Annotated in this window: 16 protein-coding genes; 11 read left to right on the top strand and 5 right to left on the bottom strand. The window is 57.6% G+C overall.

The genetic code is table 11. The features are described from left to right. Positions 1-134: 134 nt before the first annotated feature. Positions 135-1,037, bottom strand: coding sequence for a LysR family transcriptional regulator (locus EXN68_RS23000; protein ID WP_142843238.1), 903 nt, complete (start codon positions 1,035-1,037; stop codon positions 135-137). A gap of 129 nt (positions 1,038-1,166) precedes the next feature. Here EXN68_RS23000 and EXN68_RS22995 point away from each other — a divergent pair, with 129 nt between their 5' ends. The 8 genes from EXN68_RS22995 to EXN68_RS22960 are packed head-to-tail and all read left to right on the top strand — an operon-like array spanning position 1,167 to position 10,223. After that, positions 1,167-2,717, top strand: a complete 1,551-nt coding sequence (locus tag EXN68_RS22995) for an ABC transporter substrate-binding protein (RefSeq protein ID WP_142843040.1) — start codon at positions 1,167-1,169, stop codon at positions 2,715-2,717. Positions 2,718-2,740: 23 nt separating this feature from the next. Continuing rightward, positions 2,741-3,622 (top strand): dihydrodipicolinate synthase family protein, encoded by an 882-nt coding sequence (locus EXN68_RS22990; protein ID WP_142843038.1) that lies wholly within the window; start codon positions 2,741-2,743, stop codon positions 3,620-3,622. A 33-nt stretch (positions 3,623-3,655) separates the two neighbouring features. Continuing rightward, entirely contained in the window at positions 3,656-4,615 is a 960-nt protein-coding gene (locus tag EXN68_RS22985) for a nucleoside hydrolase (RefSeq protein ID WP_080819665.1), read from the top strand. Next, positions 4,612-5,592, top strand: coding sequence for a nucleoside hydrolase (locus EXN68_RS22980; RefSeq protein WP_003519718.1), 981 nt, complete (start codon positions 4,612-4,614; stop codon positions 5,590-5,592). The genes EXN68_RS22985 and EXN68_RS22980 overlap by 4 nt, the downstream gene beginning before the upstream one ends. Next, positions 5,589-6,563: an ABC transporter permease gene (locus tag EXN68_RS22975; protein WP_142843036.1), complete on the top strand. Its 975-nt coding sequence runs from the start codon at positions 5,589-5,591 to the stop codon at positions 6,561-6,563. The genes EXN68_RS22980 and EXN68_RS22975 overlap by 4 nt, the downstream gene beginning before the upstream one ends. Continuing rightward, on the top strand, positions 6,563-7,501 hold the full coding sequence (locus EXN68_RS22970) for an ABC transporter permease (protein ID WP_035264986.1): 939 nt from the start codon (positions 6,563-6,565) through the stop codon (positions 7,499-7,501). Before EXN68_RS22975 ends, EXN68_RS22970 begins: the two co-directional genes overlap by 1 nt. 4 nt (positions 7,502-7,505) lie before the next feature. Further along, on the top strand, positions 7,506-9,311 hold the full coding sequence (locus tag EXN68_RS22965) for an ABC transporter ATP-binding protein (protein ID WP_142843034.1): 1,806 nt from the start codon (positions 7,506-7,508) through the stop codon (positions 9,309-9,311). Positions 9,312-9,323: 12 nt separating this feature from the next. Further along, on the top strand, positions 9,324-10,223 hold the full coding sequence (locus tag EXN68_RS22960) for a ribokinase (RefSeq protein WP_142843032.1): 900 nt from the start codon (positions 9,324-9,326) through the stop codon (positions 10,221-10,223). Between the two features lie 270 nt (positions 10,224-10,493). Here the strand turns inward: EXN68_RS22960 and EXN68_RS22955 are convergent, their stop codons facing one another. Next, positions 10,494-11,411, bottom strand: coding sequence for a LysR family transcriptional regulator (locus EXN68_RS22955; protein ID WP_142843030.1), 918 nt, complete (start codon positions 11,409-11,411; stop codon positions 10,494-10,496). Positions 11,412-11,566: 155 nt separating this feature from the next. Between EXN68_RS22955 and EXN68_RS22950 the strand changes: the two genes are divergently transcribed. Continuing rightward, the gene (locus EXN68_RS22950) at positions 11,567-12,340 is read left to right on the top strand and encodes a type 1 glutamine amidotransferase domain-containing protein (RefSeq protein WP_142843029.1); all 774 of its coding nucleotides are present in this window, start codon (positions 11,567-11,569) and stop codon (positions 12,338-12,340) included. Positions 12,341-12,631: 291 nt separating this feature from the next. On the opposite strand, the gene EXN68_RS22940 is transcribed toward EXN68_RS22950, so the two are convergent. The 3 genes from EXN68_RS22940 to EXN68_RS22930 are packed head-to-tail and all read right to left on the bottom strand — an operon-like array spanning position 12,632 to position 15,066. After that, on the bottom strand, positions 12,632-13,987 hold the full coding sequence (locus EXN68_RS22940) for a sensor histidine kinase (RefSeq protein WP_142843028.1): 1,356 nt from the start codon (positions 13,985-13,987) through the stop codon (positions 12,632-12,634). Continuing rightward, positions 13,984-14,649, bottom strand: coding sequence for a response regulator transcription factor (locus EXN68_RS22935; RefSeq protein WP_142843027.1), 666 nt, complete (start codon positions 14,647-14,649; stop codon positions 13,984-13,986). Before EXN68_RS22935 ends, EXN68_RS22940 begins: the two co-directional genes overlap by 4 nt. A 3-nt stretch (positions 14,650-14,652) precedes the next feature. Further along, positions 14,653-15,066 (bottom strand): PepSY domain-containing protein, encoded by a 414-nt coding sequence (locus EXN68_RS22930; protein WP_161991462.1) that lies wholly within the window; start codon positions 15,064-15,066, stop codon positions 14,653-14,655. Positions 15,067-15,430: 364 nt separating this feature from the next. Between EXN68_RS22930 and EXN68_RS22925 the strand changes: the two genes are divergently transcribed. Together EXN68_RS22925 and EXN68_RS22920 are read left to right on the top strand one after the other, a co-directional pair. Further along, a complete protein-coding gene (locus EXN68_RS22925; RefSeq protein ID WP_237681458.1) occupies positions 15,431-16,885 on the top strand; it encodes a hypothetical protein in 1,455 nt (484 codons plus the stop codon). A gap of 106 nt (positions 16,886-16,991) precedes the next feature. After that, positions 16,992-17,432, top strand: coding sequence for a BPL-N domain-containing protein (locus EXN68_RS22920; protein ID WP_237681457.1), 441 nt, complete (start codon positions 16,992-16,994; stop codon positions 17,430-17,432). Positions 17,433-17,502 lie beyond the last annotated feature (70 nt).

Raw genomic sequence — 17,502 nt, 5'->3', positions numbered from 1 at the left:
GGGTATAGCCAAATCAGATGTCGATCCCTGCGGTAAGTCTTCCTTTCCAATCTCGTCAATACAGCGGCGAGGTGGCTGCTTATTTCAAGGCAGATAGGCGTTGATAGTCCGAACCCATGCAAGAGCCCGTAATGTTAGGTGTGATCAGGACCTTCCTCGGCTCTCATCATTTGGCGTATGCGCTTAATCAACTCATCAAGGACAGCAATTCTTTGCGCACCAGTTGGCCGTATCGCGTAATAGGACACTTCGATCTTTGGTTCGAATGGTATCGCCACCACTTCGGCATCGGCAGAGCGCAAGCTGGTATGATCCACGATGCCGACGCCCATGCCGGCCGACGCAAAGTGGCAGCAGTTCAGCATTGACGTTTCCATCGTGCTTGTCGGTTGGTGCTCTTCGATTGAGAAAGCGCGGTCAAGTGCTAGCCTGAGTGGAGAATTGCGGCCAGGAATGAGCACTCGTTCATCGAGAAGGTCACCAGGTGTGACGACCCGGCGGGATGCCAGACGGTGATCTGCCGTCATTGCGGCGACGGCATAGGAACTGTATAGAGGCGTGGCGTTCTTGTCGGCCATTCTGGGAGAACCGAAAACCAGACCGAGATCGTAGCGGTTCTGATCGACCATATCCCAGATGTGGCGGCTGTTTTCGACGTCGATGACAAGCGGAATGTCCAGCCGGTCACCAATCACCTCGACAATTGCCTTGTGAAGATAAGGCCTTACCAATGACGTGACACTACCGATCCGCAAGACGGTGTTCTTGTGTGCTCGTATGTCATCGGCCGCCTGGGCGATCTGGTCGAGGCCGAGATACAGTCGTTCGACCTCCCGGTAAAACTGCGTGGCTTCTGTGGTTGGAACCAGCCTGGCGCCGATCCGTTCAAACAACCGCATCTGCACGATATCCTCAAGATCGCGGATAAGACGACTAACGGCCGGCTGGGTGACGTTCAGGGCTTCGGCCGCTGCAGTAATGCCACCGGTCATCATCACGGCTCGAAACGCTTCGACCTGCCTTGGTTTCAGTCTCACCTGGTTTCCTTCCATAACATTGCGGCATGGCTTAAGTACAAAATGCAATTTTTCTTTTGCCAGGTAAAACGTTAATTCTTCTTTTGCCCGCAGGGAGCGCGGGCCGGACAACCTGGAGGAGTCCCCGTCATGAAGTTTTCTGTTTTCGCAGCCGCATTGGCAGCGTCTGTTTTCGCCATGCCGTTCGCGAGCGAGGCGCGGGATCTGACCGTTGGTCTTTCTGCCTCAACGACGTCCATGGACCCGCAATTTTATGTCGTCGGCCCGAACAGTGCGATGGCACGCAACATTTTCGATGGCCTCGTCAACCAGGACGACAAGCAGCAGATCCAGCCGGCGCTCGCCGTTTCCTGGAAAATCGTCGATGACAAGACCTGGGAATTCAAGCTGCGCGAAGGCGTGAAATTCCACGACGGCAGCGATTTCACCGCTGAAGACGTGGTCGCCAGCATCAAGCGCATTCCACTTGCCTCGACCAACAGCCCAAGCTCATTTGCCGCTTACGTGAAGGCTATCACCGAGGTCGAAGCCGTCGATCCGCTGACGGTCCGTATCAAGACTGCCGGTCCAACGCCGCTTCTGCTCAACAACCTCAGCCGTATCGCGATGCTTCCGGCCGAAATGGAAAAGGTTACGACGGGCGAAATGAACACCGGCAAGGGTGTTGTCGGCACCGGCCCGTTTAAATTCGTTTCCTGGTCGCCGGACGACAATGTCGTTGTTGCACGCAATGATGCCTATTGGGGCGAAAAAGCTGCCTGGGACAAGGTAACCTTCCGGGTCTTCAAGAACCCGAGCGCGCGCGTTGCCGCCATGCTTTCGGGCGATGTCGACATGATCGAAAGCATCCCGACGGCCGATACCCGCCGGCTTGAGGCATCCGACAAGCTGAAAGTCGTCAATATTGCCGGCAACCGCATCATGTATCTGCACATGGACCAAGCCCGTGAAGAATCGCCTTTCGCCAAGGGTCCGGATGGCAAGAACCCGCTCCTGAAACCGGAAGTGCGCCGCGCTCTATCTCTGTCGATCAACCGCGAAGCGCTGGTCGACCGCATCATGGACGGGCAGGGTGTGCCGGCCGGCCAGGTCGTGCCGGAAGGTTATTTCGGTTATGATCCCGCCATCAAGGTCGATGCCTATGACCCGACCAAGGCCAAGGAACTGTTGGCGAAGGCCGGTTATCCCGACGGTTTCCAGTTGACCTTCCATGCATCGAATGACCGTTATCCGAACGATAGCAAGGTTGCGCAGGCCATCGGCCAGTTCTTCAGCCGCGTCGGCGTGAAGACCGAAGTCGCCACCCTGCCGGGCAGCGTCTATTTTACCCGTGCCTCGAACCTCGAGTTTTCGTTCATCATGGGCGGTGCCGCCGTCGAAACCGGTGAGGCTTCCGGCGTTCTTGGACCGATCCTCGAGACCTACGGCGAAAAGGCCGGTCAGGGCAATCGCGGTCGTTATTCCAACCCGGAATTCGACAAGGCCCTGAACGAAGCCCGCTCGACGCTCGACGACGCCAGGCGCGAGGAACTTCTGAAGAAGGCCACGGAAATCGCGATGACGGATCTCGGTGTCATTCCGGTTTTCTATCTCGCCAACACCTGGGCGGTGAAGAGCGATATCAACTATGCAGGTCGTTCCGACGGTTACACGCTTCCCTACTACGTGAAGCCGAACTGATTGAAGAAAAGGAGCGGTCCACCATGTCTTTCAGCGGTGTATTTCCCTATCTCGTTTCCCCGGTCGATAGCCGCGGTGAGGTGATGCAAGGTGTGCTGACGGATCTGGTGGACCACCTGGTCGACGCGGGCGTGCATGGTCTGACGCCCCTCGGCAGCACGGGTGAATTTGCCTATCTCTCCCAGGAGCAAAGACGCCGCGTTGTCGATACCGTGATCTCGGCCAATCGCGGCCGGGTTCCCGTTGTCGCCGGCGTGGCGTCGACTTCCACTGCCGACGCCGTTGCCCAGACGGAATATATGGTCGCGGCCGGTGCGGATGGCATTCTGGCGATCCTCGAAGCGTACTTTCCGGTCAGCGACGAGGGTGTGGAAGCCTATTTCACTGCGATCGCCGGGGCGGCCAAGGGCCGTCCGGTGGTGCTCTATACCAATCCGCAGTTCCAGCGTTCCGATCTTTCGTTGCCGGTTATCGAGCGACTGAGCCGGGTCGATAATATCCGCTACATCAAGGACGCCTCGACCAATACGGGGCGCCTGCTCTCCATCATCGAGCGGACCCGCGGCCGGATGGAAGTATTTGCAGCCTCCGCGCACATCCCGGTCTGCGTGATGATGATTGGCGGTGTGGGCTGGATGGCCGGTCCGGCCTGCATCGTGCCCAAGCAGAGCATTGCGCTTTATGAGGTGGCCAAGGCCGGCGACTGGACGCGTGCGATGGACCTTCAGCGGCCGATGTGGAAGGTCAACGAGATTTTCGCGAAATATTCGATCGCCGCCTGCATCAAGACGGCGCTCGATCTGCAGGGTTTTGCCGTCGGTGCGCCGATACATCCGCAAATGCCGCTCGGCGAAGCCGCGCGAGCGGAAATCGCCAGTGTGCTGCGCGATGTCGGCGCGCTCTGAGTTTTCTGATCCCACACATTGAAGGCATTGAGAATGAAGCCGATTTCGATCATCGTCGATTGTGATCCGGGTATCGATGACACGATTGCCCTGTTGACCGCATTCGTGTCGCCGGAACTTAAGATTCTGGGTATCACGCCGGTCTGTGGCAACCAGCCGCTGGAGCGCACGGTGCGCAATGCGCTGCAGGTCTGCGAACTCGGCAATCGTGCCGACATCCCGGTCTATGCCGGCTGCTTCCGGCCGATGCTGCGTGAGCCGATCCATGGTCAGTTTCATGGCAAGACCGGACTCGGCAACACCGTATTGCCGGAACCGGTGAAGAAGGCGGAAGAGACTTCCGCCGTCGATTTCCTGATCGACGCGCTGGGCAAGGCCGCCGAACAGGGCGAGCGTATCACGCTCTGCTGCCTGGGTCCGATGACCAATATTGCCGTCGCGCTGCGTATGAAACCGCAGATCGCTGGAGGTATCGAGCGTATCGTGATGATGGGCGGCGCCTATCGCGAACCCGGCAACCGCACGATGACCTCAGAATATAATGTTCTGGCCGATCCTCATGCCGTGCATGTGGTGTTTTCCAGCGGCATCCCGATTGTCGCGCTGGCACTCGATGCTACCCATCAGGTCATGCTGAAGCCGGAACATGTCACTGAGTTTTCCCGCGTCAGCGGTCGCATTTCCCAGACGCTTGCCGAACTGATGGCGTTCTGGGATCGTAACGACGTACCCCGTTATGGCTCGCGTGGCGGTCCGCTGCATGATCCGCTGGTCATGGCCTATATTCTTGCGCCGCATCTGTTTGAAACCCAGAAAGCACGTGTGTTCGTCGAATATGAAAGCGAACTCTGCATGGGCCAGACGATTGCCGACTGGTATGGCAAGAGCGGTCTGGAGCCGAATGCCGACATCGTCACCAGGGTCGATGCGGAAGGCGTGATCGCTTTCTTCCTCGAGCGCCTGTCGCGTTATGCCGAAAAGGTCGTCGCATGAAACCTCACAAGGTCATCATAGATGCGGATCCTGGCGTGGACGATGCCGCCGCCATTCTGATGGCGCTTGCCTCGCCGGAAATCGAGGTTCTGGGACTATCCATTGTCGCCGGCAATGTGCCGCTTCGCGATACGGTCACCAATGCGTGCAAGCTGGTTGGCCTGAGCGGACGGCGTGATGTGCCGGTTTATGCCGGTGCCAGCGGTCCGCTGGTGCGCGAACAGGTCTATGGGAAATACGCTCGCATCGGCGCTTTCGACGATACGCTGGTCAAGGCCGGGGATATCGTTGCGGCGGAAGAAAACGCCGTGCGTTTCATCGTCCGCACGGCGCGGGCGGCGGCAGCGGCAGGTGAGCCGGTCACCATCTGCGCTATCGGGCCGATGACGAATGTGGCGCTGGCGTTGATCCAGCATCCGGACGTTGCCCGCGGCATCCGCCGGATTGTTTCTATGGGCGGAGCTTTCACCGCACTTGGCCATCGCACGCCATGGGCCGAATTCAACGTCTATGCCGATCCGCACGCCGCCGAAATCGTCTTCCAGTCCGGCGTTCCGATTGTGCTGATGCCGCTCGACATGACCTTCCAGGCGCTGTTTACCGCCAAACATTTTGAACGGTTCCGTGCCGGCGGCGAAGCGGGCGATGCCCTTTTCAATCTTTTCTCAACTTTCGACCGCAGCGACGTCAAACGTTTCGGTCGACCGGGTGGACCGATCCATGATGCAACGACGATCGCATGGCTGATCCGACCCGAATTGTTCACCAGCCGCGAGGCTTTTGTCGGCGTTGAGGTCACCGGTCTCACGATGGGGTACACCTACGCTGATTTTTACAAGAAAATGGACCGGGCGGCGAACACCACCGTCGTTACCGATGTCGACGAGGCCGGTTTCATCGAATTACTGATCGAGCGCATCGCCCGCCATGGCGGTGCAGCGCTCGCTAAAAAAAATCTGGGAGGCTCAAGCTCATGAGCGGATATCTTCTAAGCCGGTCGCTACAAACCGTGCTCACGCTTTTTGTCATGTCGGTTCTGGTCTTTGTCGGCCTCTATCTCGTCGGCAATCCGGTTGACGTTCTGCTGAGCCCCACCGCGACGCCGGCGGAACGCCTGCAGGTCATCCAGTCCTTCGGCCTCGACAAGTCGGTTTGGGAACAATACTGGCTGTTCCTCACGCGTGCGCTTTCCGGCGATCTCGGCAATTCCTTTGTGTTCAATCAGCCGGCGCTAACCCTGATTTTGAACCGCATGCCGGCAACGCTGGAACTTGCCTTCGTCGCGCTGTTCATGGCGCTTGTTGTCGGCATTCCGCTCGGCGTTTATGCCGGCCTCAAGCCGAAGGGCTTTATTTCCAAGTCGATCATGACCTTTTCGATCCTCGGTTTCAGTTTGCCGACCTTCTGGATCGGGCTCGTCATGATCATGCTGTTCAGTGTCTATTTGGGCTGGTTGCCGGCATCGGGTCGCGGTGAGACTGTCAACGTCCTTGGCGTACCACTCAGCCTCTTCACGTTCGATGGTTTGGCGCATCTTCTGTTACCGGCATTCAACCTGGCGCTGTTCAAGATTTCGCTGGTCATCCGTCTTACACGCGCCGGTGTGATGGAAACCATGCAACTCGATTTCGTTCGTTTCGCCCGCGCCAAGGGTCTGCCGGAACGCCGTATCGTCACCGTACACGTACTGAAGAACACACTGATCCCGTTGATCACCGTCATCGGTCTGGAGCTTGGCTCGCTGATCGCTTTTGCAGTCGTGACGGAAACGATCTTTGCCTGGCCAGGCATGGGCAAGCTGATCATCGACGCTATCGGCGTTCTCGACCGTCCCGTCATCCTCGCCTACCTGATGATCACCGTGGTGATGTTCAGCATCATCAATCTTCTGGTCGACATTCTGTACTCCATCGTCGACCCCCGCGTTCGCCTTGAGGGGAATTCGTGATGACCGACAACAACAGCTCGACCGTTTCGGTTCATGCCGCCGCAAACAGCGGCGCGAAATCCACCTCGCGTTCCCCCGCACGGGAAGTCGTCCATGCGCTGCTGCACGACAAGCTCGCGCTCGTCGGCATCATACTGGTGACGATCTTTATCGTGGCTGCCATCTTCGCACCGGTCATCGCGCCGCAAAATCCGTATGATCTGGCTCAACTCGACATTCTCGACGGTCGCCTGCCACCGGGTTCGGAAAGCATGTCGGGCATGACCTATCTGATTGGCACCGACACGCAGGGCCGCGACCTGTTCAGCGCCATTCTCTATGGCCTGCGCACCAGTATCCTCGTCGGCCTCTCCAGTGCGGCGATCGCGCTCGTCATCGGCGCATCGATCGGTCTCACCAGCGCTTATGTCGGCGGCCGGCTGGACTCGGTGCTGATGCGTATCGTCGATATCCAGCTGAGCTTCCCCGCAATCCTGATTGCGCTGATTTTCCTCGCCATTCTTGGCCAGGGCGTCGACAAGATCATTCTGGCGCTGGTGGTGACGCAATGGGCTTATTATGCCCGCACGATCCGCGGTTCGGCGCTGGTCGAGCGCAAACGCGCTTATGTCGATGCCGCCCGCTCGATGGCGCTGCCGGACCGCAACATCCTTTTCCGGCACATCCTGCCGAACTGCCTGCCGCCGCTGATCGTCGTCGCCACCATGCGCGTCGCTTATGCCATCATGCTGGAAGCAACGCTTTCCTTCCTCGGCATCGGCCTGCCGGTGACGGAACCGTCCCTTGGTCTGCTGATCTCGAACGGCTTCGAATACCTGCTTTCCGGTGACTACTGGATCAGCCTATTCCCGGGCATCGCCCTTCTGTTGCTCATCGTCGCGATCAACCTGATCGGCGATTCCCTGCGCGACATCCTCAATCCGCGTCGTGAGGGCTAAGATCATGACCAATCCAATTCTTTCGATTTCCAATCTCAACACGGCCTTCCGCGTCGGTGGCGAGTGGCGCAATGTCGTGCATGATGTCAGCTTCGATATCGCGCCGAAGGAAACCGTCGCCGTTGTCGGTGAATCCGGTTCGGGCAAGAGCGTCACGGCGATGTCGATCATGCGGCTTCTGTCGCCGGGCAATTCGCGCGTGGCCGGAAAGATCGAGTTCGAGGGCAAGGACCTTCTGTCGATCCCGCTTGAAGACATGCAGAAAATCCGCGGCAATCGCATTGGCATGATCTTTCAGGAGCCGATGACTTCGCTCAACCCGGTGCTGAGGATCGGTGCGCAGATCACCGAAGTCCTGCGCCAACACCGCGGCATGACGGAAACCGAAGCTCAGGCGGAAGCGGTGCGGCTTCTGGAAAAGGTCCGCATTCCCTCGGCAAAGTCGCGCCTTAACGAATACCCGATGAATTTTTCGGGCGGCATGCGCCAGCGTGTCGTTATCGCGATTGCACTTGCCTGTGACCCCAAGCTGCTGATCGCCGACGAACCGACGACGGCGCTCGATGTGACCATCCAGGCGCAGATCCTCGAACTCATCAAGACACTGCAGGAAGAGGAAGGCATGTCCGTGCTCTTCATCACCCATGACATGGGCGTTGTTGCGGAAATATCCGACCGTACGGTGGTGATGTATCGTGGCGAACAGGTTGAGACCGGCACGACGCATGATCTCTTTGCCGGCGCCAAACATCCCTATACCCGCGCGCTGTTGTCGGCAGTACCACAGCTTGGCTCGATGACCGGCAAGGATCGTCCGTTGCGGTTTCCGCAGGTGGACATGGCAACCGGGGAAATCCAGCCGGTCAAGCCGACCGAGGATACGGTCAAGCGCAATCACCCACCGATCCTCAAGGTCGACAACCTGATTACGCGCTTTCCGATCAGGAAGGGCTTCCTGCGCAAAACCATCGGCCGCATCCACGCGGTCGAAGGCGTATCGCTGGAACTGCGTCAGGGGGAAACCCTGTCGTTGGTCGGCGAATCCGGTTGCGGTAAATCTACCACCGGCCGCTCGATCATTCGGCTTACCGATGCGGTATCCGGTGAAGTGCAGATCGGCGGCAAGAATGTACTTACGGCCGGCAAGAGCGATCTCGCCGATATCCGCCGCGAAGCGCAGATGATCTTCCAGGACCCGTTCGAAAGCCTCAATCCACGCATCCGCGTCGGCCAGGCGATTGCCGAGCCGATCGTCACCCATGGTCTGGCGCCAGCTTCGCAAGCGCGTCAGCGCGTCGGTGACCTTCTGGAACGTGTCGGCCTTTCCGCTTCGATGGCGGACCGCTTCCCGCACGAATTTTCCGGCGGCCAGCGTCAACGCGTCTGTATCGCCCGCGCCCTCGCGCTGGAGCCGAAGCTCCTGATTGCCGACGAGTCGGTGTCCGCGCTCGATGTCTCGGTGAAGGCACAGGTCATCAATCTGATGCTGGACCTGCAGGAAAAATACGGTCTCGGTTACCTCTTCATCAGCCACGACATGGCGGTTGTCGAGCGCATCAGCCACCGCGTCGCCGTGATGTATCTCGGAGAGATCGTCGAAATTGGCCCGCGTCAGGCCGTCTTTGAAAACCCGCAGCACGAATATACCAAACGGCTGATGGCGGCGGTCCCGATTGCCGATCCCTCGCGCCGACAGACGCGCCGTATCTCCAATGACGAGATCAAGAGCCCGTTCCGCGCTGCCGATTATGTGCCGCCGAAGCGGACCTACGAAGAAGCCGGCGAAGGTCACTTCGTTCAGATCGCTTAAGGAAACCGCGTCATGATCATCACCTTCGGCTCAATCAATGTCGACTTCGTTTATGAGGTCGAGGACATGCCGCAGCCGGGCCAGACGCTGCTTGCCAAACGTTTCCGCACGGAGGCCGGTGGCAAAGGCGCCAATCAGGCGCTTGCAGCGGCCCGAGATGGTGCCGAGGTGGTGATGGTGGGTGCGGTCGGGCAGGATGGTCTGGCCGAGATCGGCTTGCAGAACCTGAAGACGGCAACGGATATCAGCCGCGTCGCCTCTCTTGGAGAACCGACCGGCAATGCCTCGATCCATATCGACGCCAAGGGTCGGAATATGATTGTGGTGGCGGCTGGTGCCAACCTCGCGGTTTCTTCGAATTGCGTGGAGGAGGATTTGTTGCAGCGGGCCGGTGTCGTGCTCATGCAAATGGAAAACGATGTGGCCGAAGTGGAAAAACTCATCCGCCGTACGCATGCCTCAAAGGCCATCTCGATCCTCAACCTCGCACCGGCATTTCTTTTGTCGGAAGAAGTTCTGTCCTTGTGCGATCTGATTGTCGTCAATGAAGATGAAGCTGAGGCTTTAGCGGGTTGGCTCGGTTGCGATGCATCGGCAACGGCCTTGTCTGTGCGTCTCGCCACCGGCGTTCTGCGTACACTCGGTGGTGATGGTGCTGAAGCCTGCGCGTTTGGCGAGTATATTCGTATCGCGGCCATGTCGATCGACGTACAGGATACAACAGCAGCTGGCGATTGCTTCGTCGGGGTGCTTGCCTCGGGATTAGACTGCGGCTTGCCGCTCAAGGCGGCCATGCAGCGGGCATCGATCGCCGCAGCGCTGGCATGCTCACGAAAAGGTAGTCAGAGCAGTATTCCCGAGCGGTGGGCTACGGATTCCGTCGAAATAGGTGCAATCAACTCAGTTGCATGACGTTGCCAGTTTTTTCCAAACTGGTTCGGATCGGTCTTTTCGATTTTATTAATCTATTCACGAAAGGGGTTCACGGTCATCGGAGACGTCGTCAACGTTGCGCATCGCCTTGAAGCCATGACGCGTGATACGTCTTGTGAGGTGCCGGCGTCCCCGGACATTCTTGAGGCTGCTGCAGGCAGACCTGATTTAATGAGAGGCTTGATGTTGTTTCCAAGTCTGACAGTGCGCGGCAGGCCGGAGGCATCTATGGTCGGAATTGAATATACATCACGCCACTGACTTGGACTGCTTGCGCAGCTTCGAGCAGGTGTCGATGAAGGCCCGTAACTTGGGCTGGCTTTGGGCGGCCTTGGTGAAGTAGAGAAAGAGGCCATCGCCACCGGGAGAGTAATCGAGCAAAGCGGGTTCGAGCAGACCCTGGGCGAGTTCGCTGGATGTGTGGAACGTCGACGAATAGATGAGGCCCAGACCCTGGCAAGCGAATTGCCGCATAAGTTCCCCATCGTTCACTGTGATCGGTCCACTCGGTTCCAATCGGACGGTCTGACCCTGATCGAGAAACTCCCACCGGTAGATGTCTCCTTTTTCCGGGCGTCGAAATCGAATGCATCGGTGCTGTGTAAGCTCCCCAGGTGTTTTCGGTTTCCCATGCGCTTTGAAATACTCTGGAGAACCGAAAACGGCCCAACTGAACGGTGGTGAAAGCCTGATAGCGATCATTTCCTGGGCGATATAGGATCCGAGCAGGATGCCAGCGTCATAACCCTGGGCAACAAAATCGTGATGCTGATTGCTGACCGTCACGTCCACATTCACCAGCGGCCAAGACCGTCTGAAAATGGGCATGACAGGATCCAAAACATGCGGAATAGCAAGCCTCTCCACGATAAGCCGCAACGTGCCGGACGGCTCGCTTGAGGACTGGAGCGTCTCCTCAAAGCTTGCCTCGATCAGATGAGCCGCCGGGCCTATCTTCCCCAGAAGCCCTTCGCCTGCTTCTGTCAGCGACATTTTTCTGGTCGTACGATGAAACAAGGGTGTCGATAGTCTTCGTTCCAGCCGCTGCAACGCCTGGCTGATCGCGCCTGGCGTCACGCCAAGCTCCAATGCTGCCTTGCGGATGCTTTTATGCCTGGCGATTGCCAGGAATTCCGACAGTCCGTCGAATGCATCGTGACGCGTCATTTGATCTTTCCATTCGGACCATTGTCGAAGGCAACCCTATAAGGCTCCAGACAGATAACGAAGGTTTTCTAAACAATCCATATAGAAGTGTGGCACTTATGTTTTTAATCGAAGCTGGACATATGGAGAGCGTGTCAACAATTTGAGGAATGGATATGTCGCTCTTTAACCACGTCGCAGGCATCTGCGTCGCCATTGCCACCCTTGTCGCGCTGCCCGCCAGCTCGTTCGCGCAGACTGCTGAAACCGCAAAGAAAAAAATCCTGATCGTCGTGTCCAGCCTGGACAAGAAAACCCCCGAACTCGTCGGCGGATATTGGTTTCCCGAGCTAACGCACCCCGTAGAAGTGTTCGATGAAGCCGGTATCGATTTCGACATTGCAAGTCCGAAGGGCGGATTGTCGCCTTTTGACGGGTTCGATCTAAAGGATCCTGCGACACTCGCATTCTGGACCAATCCGGATCATCGCAACAAGATCGCAAATTCGATCAAACTTTCAGAGGTCGACGCCTCACAATATGCGGCTGTCCAACTTGTCGGCGGACATGGACCAATGTGGGATTTCGTCAATGATACCGATCTTCAGGATATCATTCGCAAGATTTACGAGGGCAACGGCATCGTCAGTGCCGTTTGCCACGGTCCGGCAGGCCTTTTGAATGTGAAGCTGAGCAACGGCGAAAGCCTTATCAGGGGACGCCAACTCACGAGCTTCACTGCAGAAGAAGAAGCCTCCCGCCACTATGACAAGATCGTTCCTTTCGAGCTCGAGGGCGCGCTGAAGAACGCTGGTGCGATATTTGAAGAGGCACCGATTTTCGAGAACAAGGTTGTTGTCGACGGCCGTCTCATCACAGGTCAGAACCCAGCCTCGGCCAAGGCATTCGGTGAGGCCATTGTGAAGGCCCTCGAAACAAAGACGCAGTAAACAAACGATCATGATGTCACGTCCGACGCCCTGAGGACGTGCCTCACCTTTCGGCAGTCTCCAGGGGGGGCTCGATTTCAGATCCGGATGGCCGGGAAGTTGTCGAACAGGTTCGAGCGGCCGTAGACCGCTGGCCGCTGTTTGCTGAAGAAGTTCGGCTATCCAGATCCCGCGCTGCTGAACTCGATAAACTCCTGAATGGCACTAGGTCAGCTGGTCGGTAATTTTAGTGCTCCCTTGTCGCTGAATATCCCTTCAGGTGAACATCAAGTCGTTGCAGGTTTGTCGAGATCAGACGGCAAGCGGAAGCCTCACGATGACAAGGGTTCCCACGCCCTGATCGCCTTCGAAGAGGATCGAACCGTGGTTTATCGCGAGAATTTCCGTTGCAATCGCCAAGCCAAGTCCAGACCCGCCAACGCTTTCATCGAAGCGCTGGCCGCGTTTCCCAATGAGCTTTAGGTGGGACTGGCCGATGCCCGGACCGTCATCAAAGACGCGCAGCTCTGCGACGTCCTTCCGCCTTGATGCTGACACCCGCACCGTCGAGGTGGCCCACTTTGCTGCGTTTTCCAAAACGACGCCGACCAGTTCGACGAGATCGTTTTCATCGATATCGACATCGATGTTCTGCGCCATGTCGATCTGCCAGTTCAGTTGCTCGCCTTCTTTGGTTTTCTTGAGAACGGCAACGGCCCGGCTGACGATCGATCCAAGTGGAGCCCGCAATGTGTGCAGCCGTGCTCTCTGTCGGAGTTTCGACAATTTGAGTTGATAGTCCACCCGACTGTTCATTTCGTCGGACAGATCGAACAGGACAGACGCGGCGGACGTTTCGCCACGGCGTCTGAGGTCGTCGGCAACCGTCACAAGGACGGAGAGGGGCGTCTTCAATCCGTGCGCAAGATCGGAAGCGCGCGCCCTTGCAAATTCGATCGATGTTTCCTGCAGTTTCAACAGTTCGTTCACTTCGGCAACAAGCGGATACACCTCTGTCGGATATTCGCTCTCCAGCGAGGTGGCGGCGCCCTTGCGGATGATCTCGACTTCGCTCTTCAACTGCCGGAACGGCAGGAGGCCGAAATGAACCTGCAACAGGGCGGCAAGGACGAGCGACGCACCGAGTACGGCGAGCGCCGCGGTCATTTCCCATGCAAATTTGTGAATGGTTTCGTCGAGGATGGAACGGTCCAGTGCGACGACGATCTGATAGTGACGTTCAATATCCCTGGCCTTGAAGCGCGTCGTCAACGACAGTGCCAGCAGGGATTGGCCTGCCGGGCCGTCAATACTGGCGAAATGCTCGCCGTCGGTGCTCACCTCCGTCTCGAGATTTTTATCCCACAGGGAGCGCGAGCGCAGCGCCTTTTGATTGTCCATGTCGGTGATCTGCCAATAAACGCCGCTAAACGGGGTTTCATATCTCGGGTCGGGCAGCTGTCGTGTCAGACGGGGCCGATCTTGCCGCGCATCAAGGTCGATGATGGCAACGAGCCGCGAGAGTGTCGCGCTGAGATCGGACCGAACTCCCTTTTCGACATTTTCAATGAACAGATAGGATATTGCAGAACCGGCAAGTATGAGCGCGAAAAAAATCCACACCGCACCGGCCACGATCATGCGGGATTTCAGCGATCTTGATTTCATGCGGCATCGCCGCCCAGGAGATATCCCAAACCTCTGCGTGTAATGATGATATCGGCGCCCAGTCGGCGGCGAAGCCGTCCGACCAGCACCTCGACGGCGTTGGACAGGCGGTCGTCATCCTGTGCATAGAGATGTTCCGTGATTTCCAGCTGGGAAACGACCTTCCCCGGCCTGTGCGCCATGAAGGCTAACAGGCGGTATTCCTGGGGAGAGAGTGCGACGGGCAATCCACCGATCGAGACCTGTTTCAGCCGCGTGTCCAGGGTGTAGCGGCCTATCGTGATGTTCGGCGAGGAAAACCCGGCTGCGCGCCTCACCAGCGCCCGGATACGCGCCACGACTTCCTCCATCCTGAAAGGCTTCACGACATAATCATCTGCACCGGATTCGATACCTTCGACCCGTTCGCTCCAGTCTCCACGGGCTGTCAGGATGAGAACCGGCGCAGCCCTGCCGTCGCGGCGCCATCGCTTGAGAATGGTCAGTCCGTCGAGGCCTGGAAGGCCGAGATCTAAGATGACGGCATCAAATGCCTCGGTTTCGCCTCGAAACCAGGCGTCCTCGCCATCGAGCGATATCTCCGTCACGAAACCGGCAGCCGCAAGCGCAATCGAGAGCGACTGAGCGATCCGTTTATCATCTTCGGCGATGAGAACGCGCATGGTTCACTTCACTCCGATGAGACGGCCGTTATGCGCATCGAATGAGTATCGTCGCAACCGGTCGTCATTTTCCAGGACTTTGAGCTCGTATCTGAGGCCGTTGCGGCGCGGCTTGAGCTCAGCGTCCAGAATACGGCCGTCCGTGAGCGCCTGGGTTTTTGCCGTAATGCTGTCGAGCGAAAGGATATTTTGCCCCTGAAGACCATTTGGGCCCCCTTGATCCTGCTGTTCGTAATCTTCGATCTCGTTGGAAAAGCCGCGCATCGAACTGGCAGCATCGCTGCCATTATAGACGCCCTCGGCCACGCCATCGTCGCTTTCGGTCTCGGAGGAGGTCTCGCTTTCAGCGCCTGCACCCGTGTCATCTTCAGCATAGGCGCGCGCGTGGACCACGGTGGAGAGCATCAACGCCAGCACGACGGAGTATCGGATGCATCGCTTTGGCTTGGTGGGTTTCACATGGACCTCCTTGGTCGCAGCACCTTTAGACGATTGAAGATGACAATTCGCTGACAACGGCTTCAAGGGGCTGTCAGGTCCAGTCGAATATATCACTGCCTGACGCGTTTTGGCTCGTCAGGTTCAGTGAGGTTCACCGATGTTCTTGCGCCTACTTCCAGCCGCCGTGTTTGTTGCCATCTTCTGGATGATTGCGCTCACGATCCTGGCCACACGAAATCCGCCCGGTTGGTCCGTGGACGGACCCTTAAGGTGCCGTGACCGGACATATACGGATTGCGCGCTCCTGCGATGACATACAATAGGTATGAGAGATTTGAAAATGCCTGAAAACAAAATGAAACTTGTGTCGCTCCTCCCGGTTTTCGCGGCGCTTACGGTTAGTCCCCTGGTCCAGCAGGCTGTCTTGGCAACCGCCGTCGTTTCGCTCTCGTCAGTGCGAGCGGTTGCCGGCTCACCCGTCCGGATGAACGCGCCAGCCCTTCTTGGAGACATGCGCGCCTCTCTGGGGGAAATCGCTTTTTCGTTCAGCGAAGCGAAGGGCGAGAAACGGCGTCGCAGTGGCGTGGCGGTGCTCGCTGCCCTCACGGAGGCGACGCGGTCTGTGCAGGGCCTTGAAGCGGCAATTGCATCGCGTGAACCCGCCCGCATTTCGCGGGCCACCAAGGCGCTGTCCCATGCGGTCGGTAATCTGCAGACGCGTTACTCCCTGTCATCAGCCAAATGCGACGGGGCGACGAGAGCTCTCCAGCGCTTCAATGCGGCTTGGGCGGAATATTCAAGCCGTTTCGTTCTCGCAAAACATAAGGGATTTGCGGCAAATGCAAATGCATCGGATGTGAAAGCGCTCAAACGAAAAGTTGCCGACTTGTCGTATAGAATGCAGCAGTTGGAGGACGAGGTCGCCGACAACGCAGCTCTTCGCACTGAGGTTATCAGGATGCGGCGTGAAATTGCGATAGCGCAGCGCGCGCCTGCAAGTGGATACGACTACCAGCGTCTTTCATTCACACTGACGGTCCTGTCCGGCTCCTTCGCAGCTCTCTCACTCACCACGAGGGAATATTATCCAGGCTATTATGTAAGGATCGTCGATTTTGAAAACGACCGGTCAATCGACAGTTACTGGGACGGATATTACGACGGGTATTACCAAGGCGTTGCTGACAGTTATTACAGCGAACCCGTGATCATTTCTGCTCCGATCATGACCGAAAGCCGCCCCGAAATCTTCCAGAACGTCACCTACGAAACGATATACAACGTCACGAACGAGACGACGAATATCTACCAGACGATGCCCGAGGAAGATTTGTCGGATGTCGCCGTCGCGCCCGTTCCACAGGATGTGAACTTCAGCGTGGAAGACGTTTCCACAGACCAGACACTGGCTGCTCCGCCGGTTGATGAGTTCAGAAACAACGCTGTTCCTCCATCGGCAGAGGCTTCCGATCAAGGCCCTGAAGTCCCGATCGACACCCGCCTGAAGGATCAGGATCCCGCTACTCCTGGCGACCAGGAAAACCCGCCGCCTGTGGTTCCGTCTCCGCCGGAACAACACCCTGATGCTGCGGAGAGGGGCGCTTTCGATCCTGCCACAGACGGCACTTCGCCACACCATGAGGACAAGCGGGAGGATCGTGAGGACTGGACGCCGCCCGATCATTCAACATCTGATACATGGCCGTCCAATGAGGATGCGGGCGGGGCAAGCGTTGCTCCTGCGCCCGACGATCAAGGCCCGGATGAGGACCCCATGGTGAATACCAGGCCATGAGCCACGCTGAGCCTCGGCGCGTTGCGCGCCTCATAAGCTGTGTTCCAGTTCCTGCCAGCTGTGCCTCTTCCCTCGGCCAACCAGCGCCAGATAAGCGAGATAAGACATGATCATCAAAACCATGACCGCGGTACTCACCGTTATCGCTGCCACCACCGGGGTGGTTTCTTCTTCAAACGCAAAGGAAGGCATCATTCGGGTTGCGGTTTACCGCGGGCCCGCCAGTTGCGAGGATTGTTCTGAAACGATGCGTCAATCGATTATGGCGCTCGGACCTGAGTATCGGGTCGATTACGTCGGTGCGAAGGAGCGGATCGATATTCGCGACGAGACGCTTTCAAAATATGACATCTACGTCCAGCCGGGCGGAGGACAGGATATTCCAGCCGCATTTGAAAGCCTTGGTGATCAACGGGTTGAGGCCATCCACAGGTTTGTTAAGGCAGGAGGCGGCTTTTTCGGCTCGTGCATGGGAGCCTATCTCGCAAGCGGTTCGGGCATAGGATGTAAGCGCCGTCTCCGCCCCATTGGATTGGCTGTATTTTGAGGCTTGCTGCGTGTGCGAGAAGGTTTCCAGGACTATCTGGAGATTTGCATGGCAGATGATGGATTTGTTG

The sequence above is a fragment of the Martinezella rhizogenes genome (assembly GCF_007002745.1).
Classification (GTDB): domain Bacteria; phylum Pseudomonadota; class Alphaproteobacteria; order Rhizobiales; family Rhizobiaceae; genus Agrobacterium; species Agrobacterium cucumeris.
This window is presented reverse-complemented; position numbering and strand designations above follow the sequence as displayed.

Bases quoted from the DNA above. Each gene is read 5' to 3' on its own strand.
- EXN68_RS22995 (WP_142843040.1), top strand. From the start codon at position 1,167: ATGAAGTTTTCTGTTTTCGCAGCCGCATTGGCAGCGTCTGTTTTCGCC.
- EXN68_RS22990 (WP_142843038.1), top strand. From the start codon at position 2,741: ATGTCTTTCAGCGGTGTATTTCCCTATCTCGTTTCCCCGGTCGATAGC.
- EXN68_RS22985 (WP_080819665.1), top strand. From the start codon at position 3,656: ATGAAGCCGATTTCGATCATCGTCGATTGTGATCCGGGTATCGATGAC.
- EXN68_RS22980 (WP_003519718.1), top strand. From the start codon at position 4,612: ATGAAACCTCACAAGGTCATCATAGATGCGGATCCTGGCGTGGACGAT.
- EXN68_RS22975 (WP_142843036.1), top strand. From the start codon at position 5,589: ATGAGCGGATATCTTCTAAGCCGGTCGCTACAAACCGTGCTCACGCTT.
- EXN68_RS22970 (WP_035264986.1), top strand. From the start codon at position 6,563: ATGACCGACAACAACAGCTCGACCGTTTCGGTTCATGCCGCCGCAAAC.
- EXN68_RS22965 (WP_142843034.1), top strand. From the start codon at position 7,506: ATGACCAATCCAATTCTTTCGATTTCCAATCTCAACACGGCCTTCCGC.
- EXN68_RS22960 (WP_142843032.1), top strand. From the start codon at position 9,324: ATGATCATCACCTTCGGCTCAATCAATGTCGACTTCGTTTATGAGGTC.
- EXN68_RS22955 (WP_142843030.1), bottom strand. From the start codon at position 11,411: ATGACGCGTCACGATGCATTCGACGGACTGTCGGAATTCCTGGCAATC.
- EXN68_RS22950 (WP_142843029.1), top strand. From the start codon at position 11,567: ATGTCGCTCTTTAACCACGTCGCAGGCATCTGCGTCGCCATTGCCACC.
- EXN68_RS22940 (WP_142843028.1), bottom strand. From the start codon at position 13,987: ATGAAATCAAGATCGCTGAAATCCCGCATGATCGTGGCCGGTGCGGTG.
- EXN68_RS22935 (WP_142843027.1), bottom strand. From the start codon at position 14,649: ATGCGCGTTCTCATCGCCGAAGATGATAAACGGATCGCTCAGTCGCTC.
- EXN68_RS22925 (WP_237681458.1), top strand. From the start codon at position 15,431: ATGCCTGAAAACAAAATGAAACTTGTGTCGCTCCTCCCGGTTTTCGCG.
- EXN68_RS22920 (WP_237681457.1), top strand. From the start codon at position 16,992: ATGATCATCAAAACCATGACCGCGGTACTCACCGTTATCGCTGCCACC.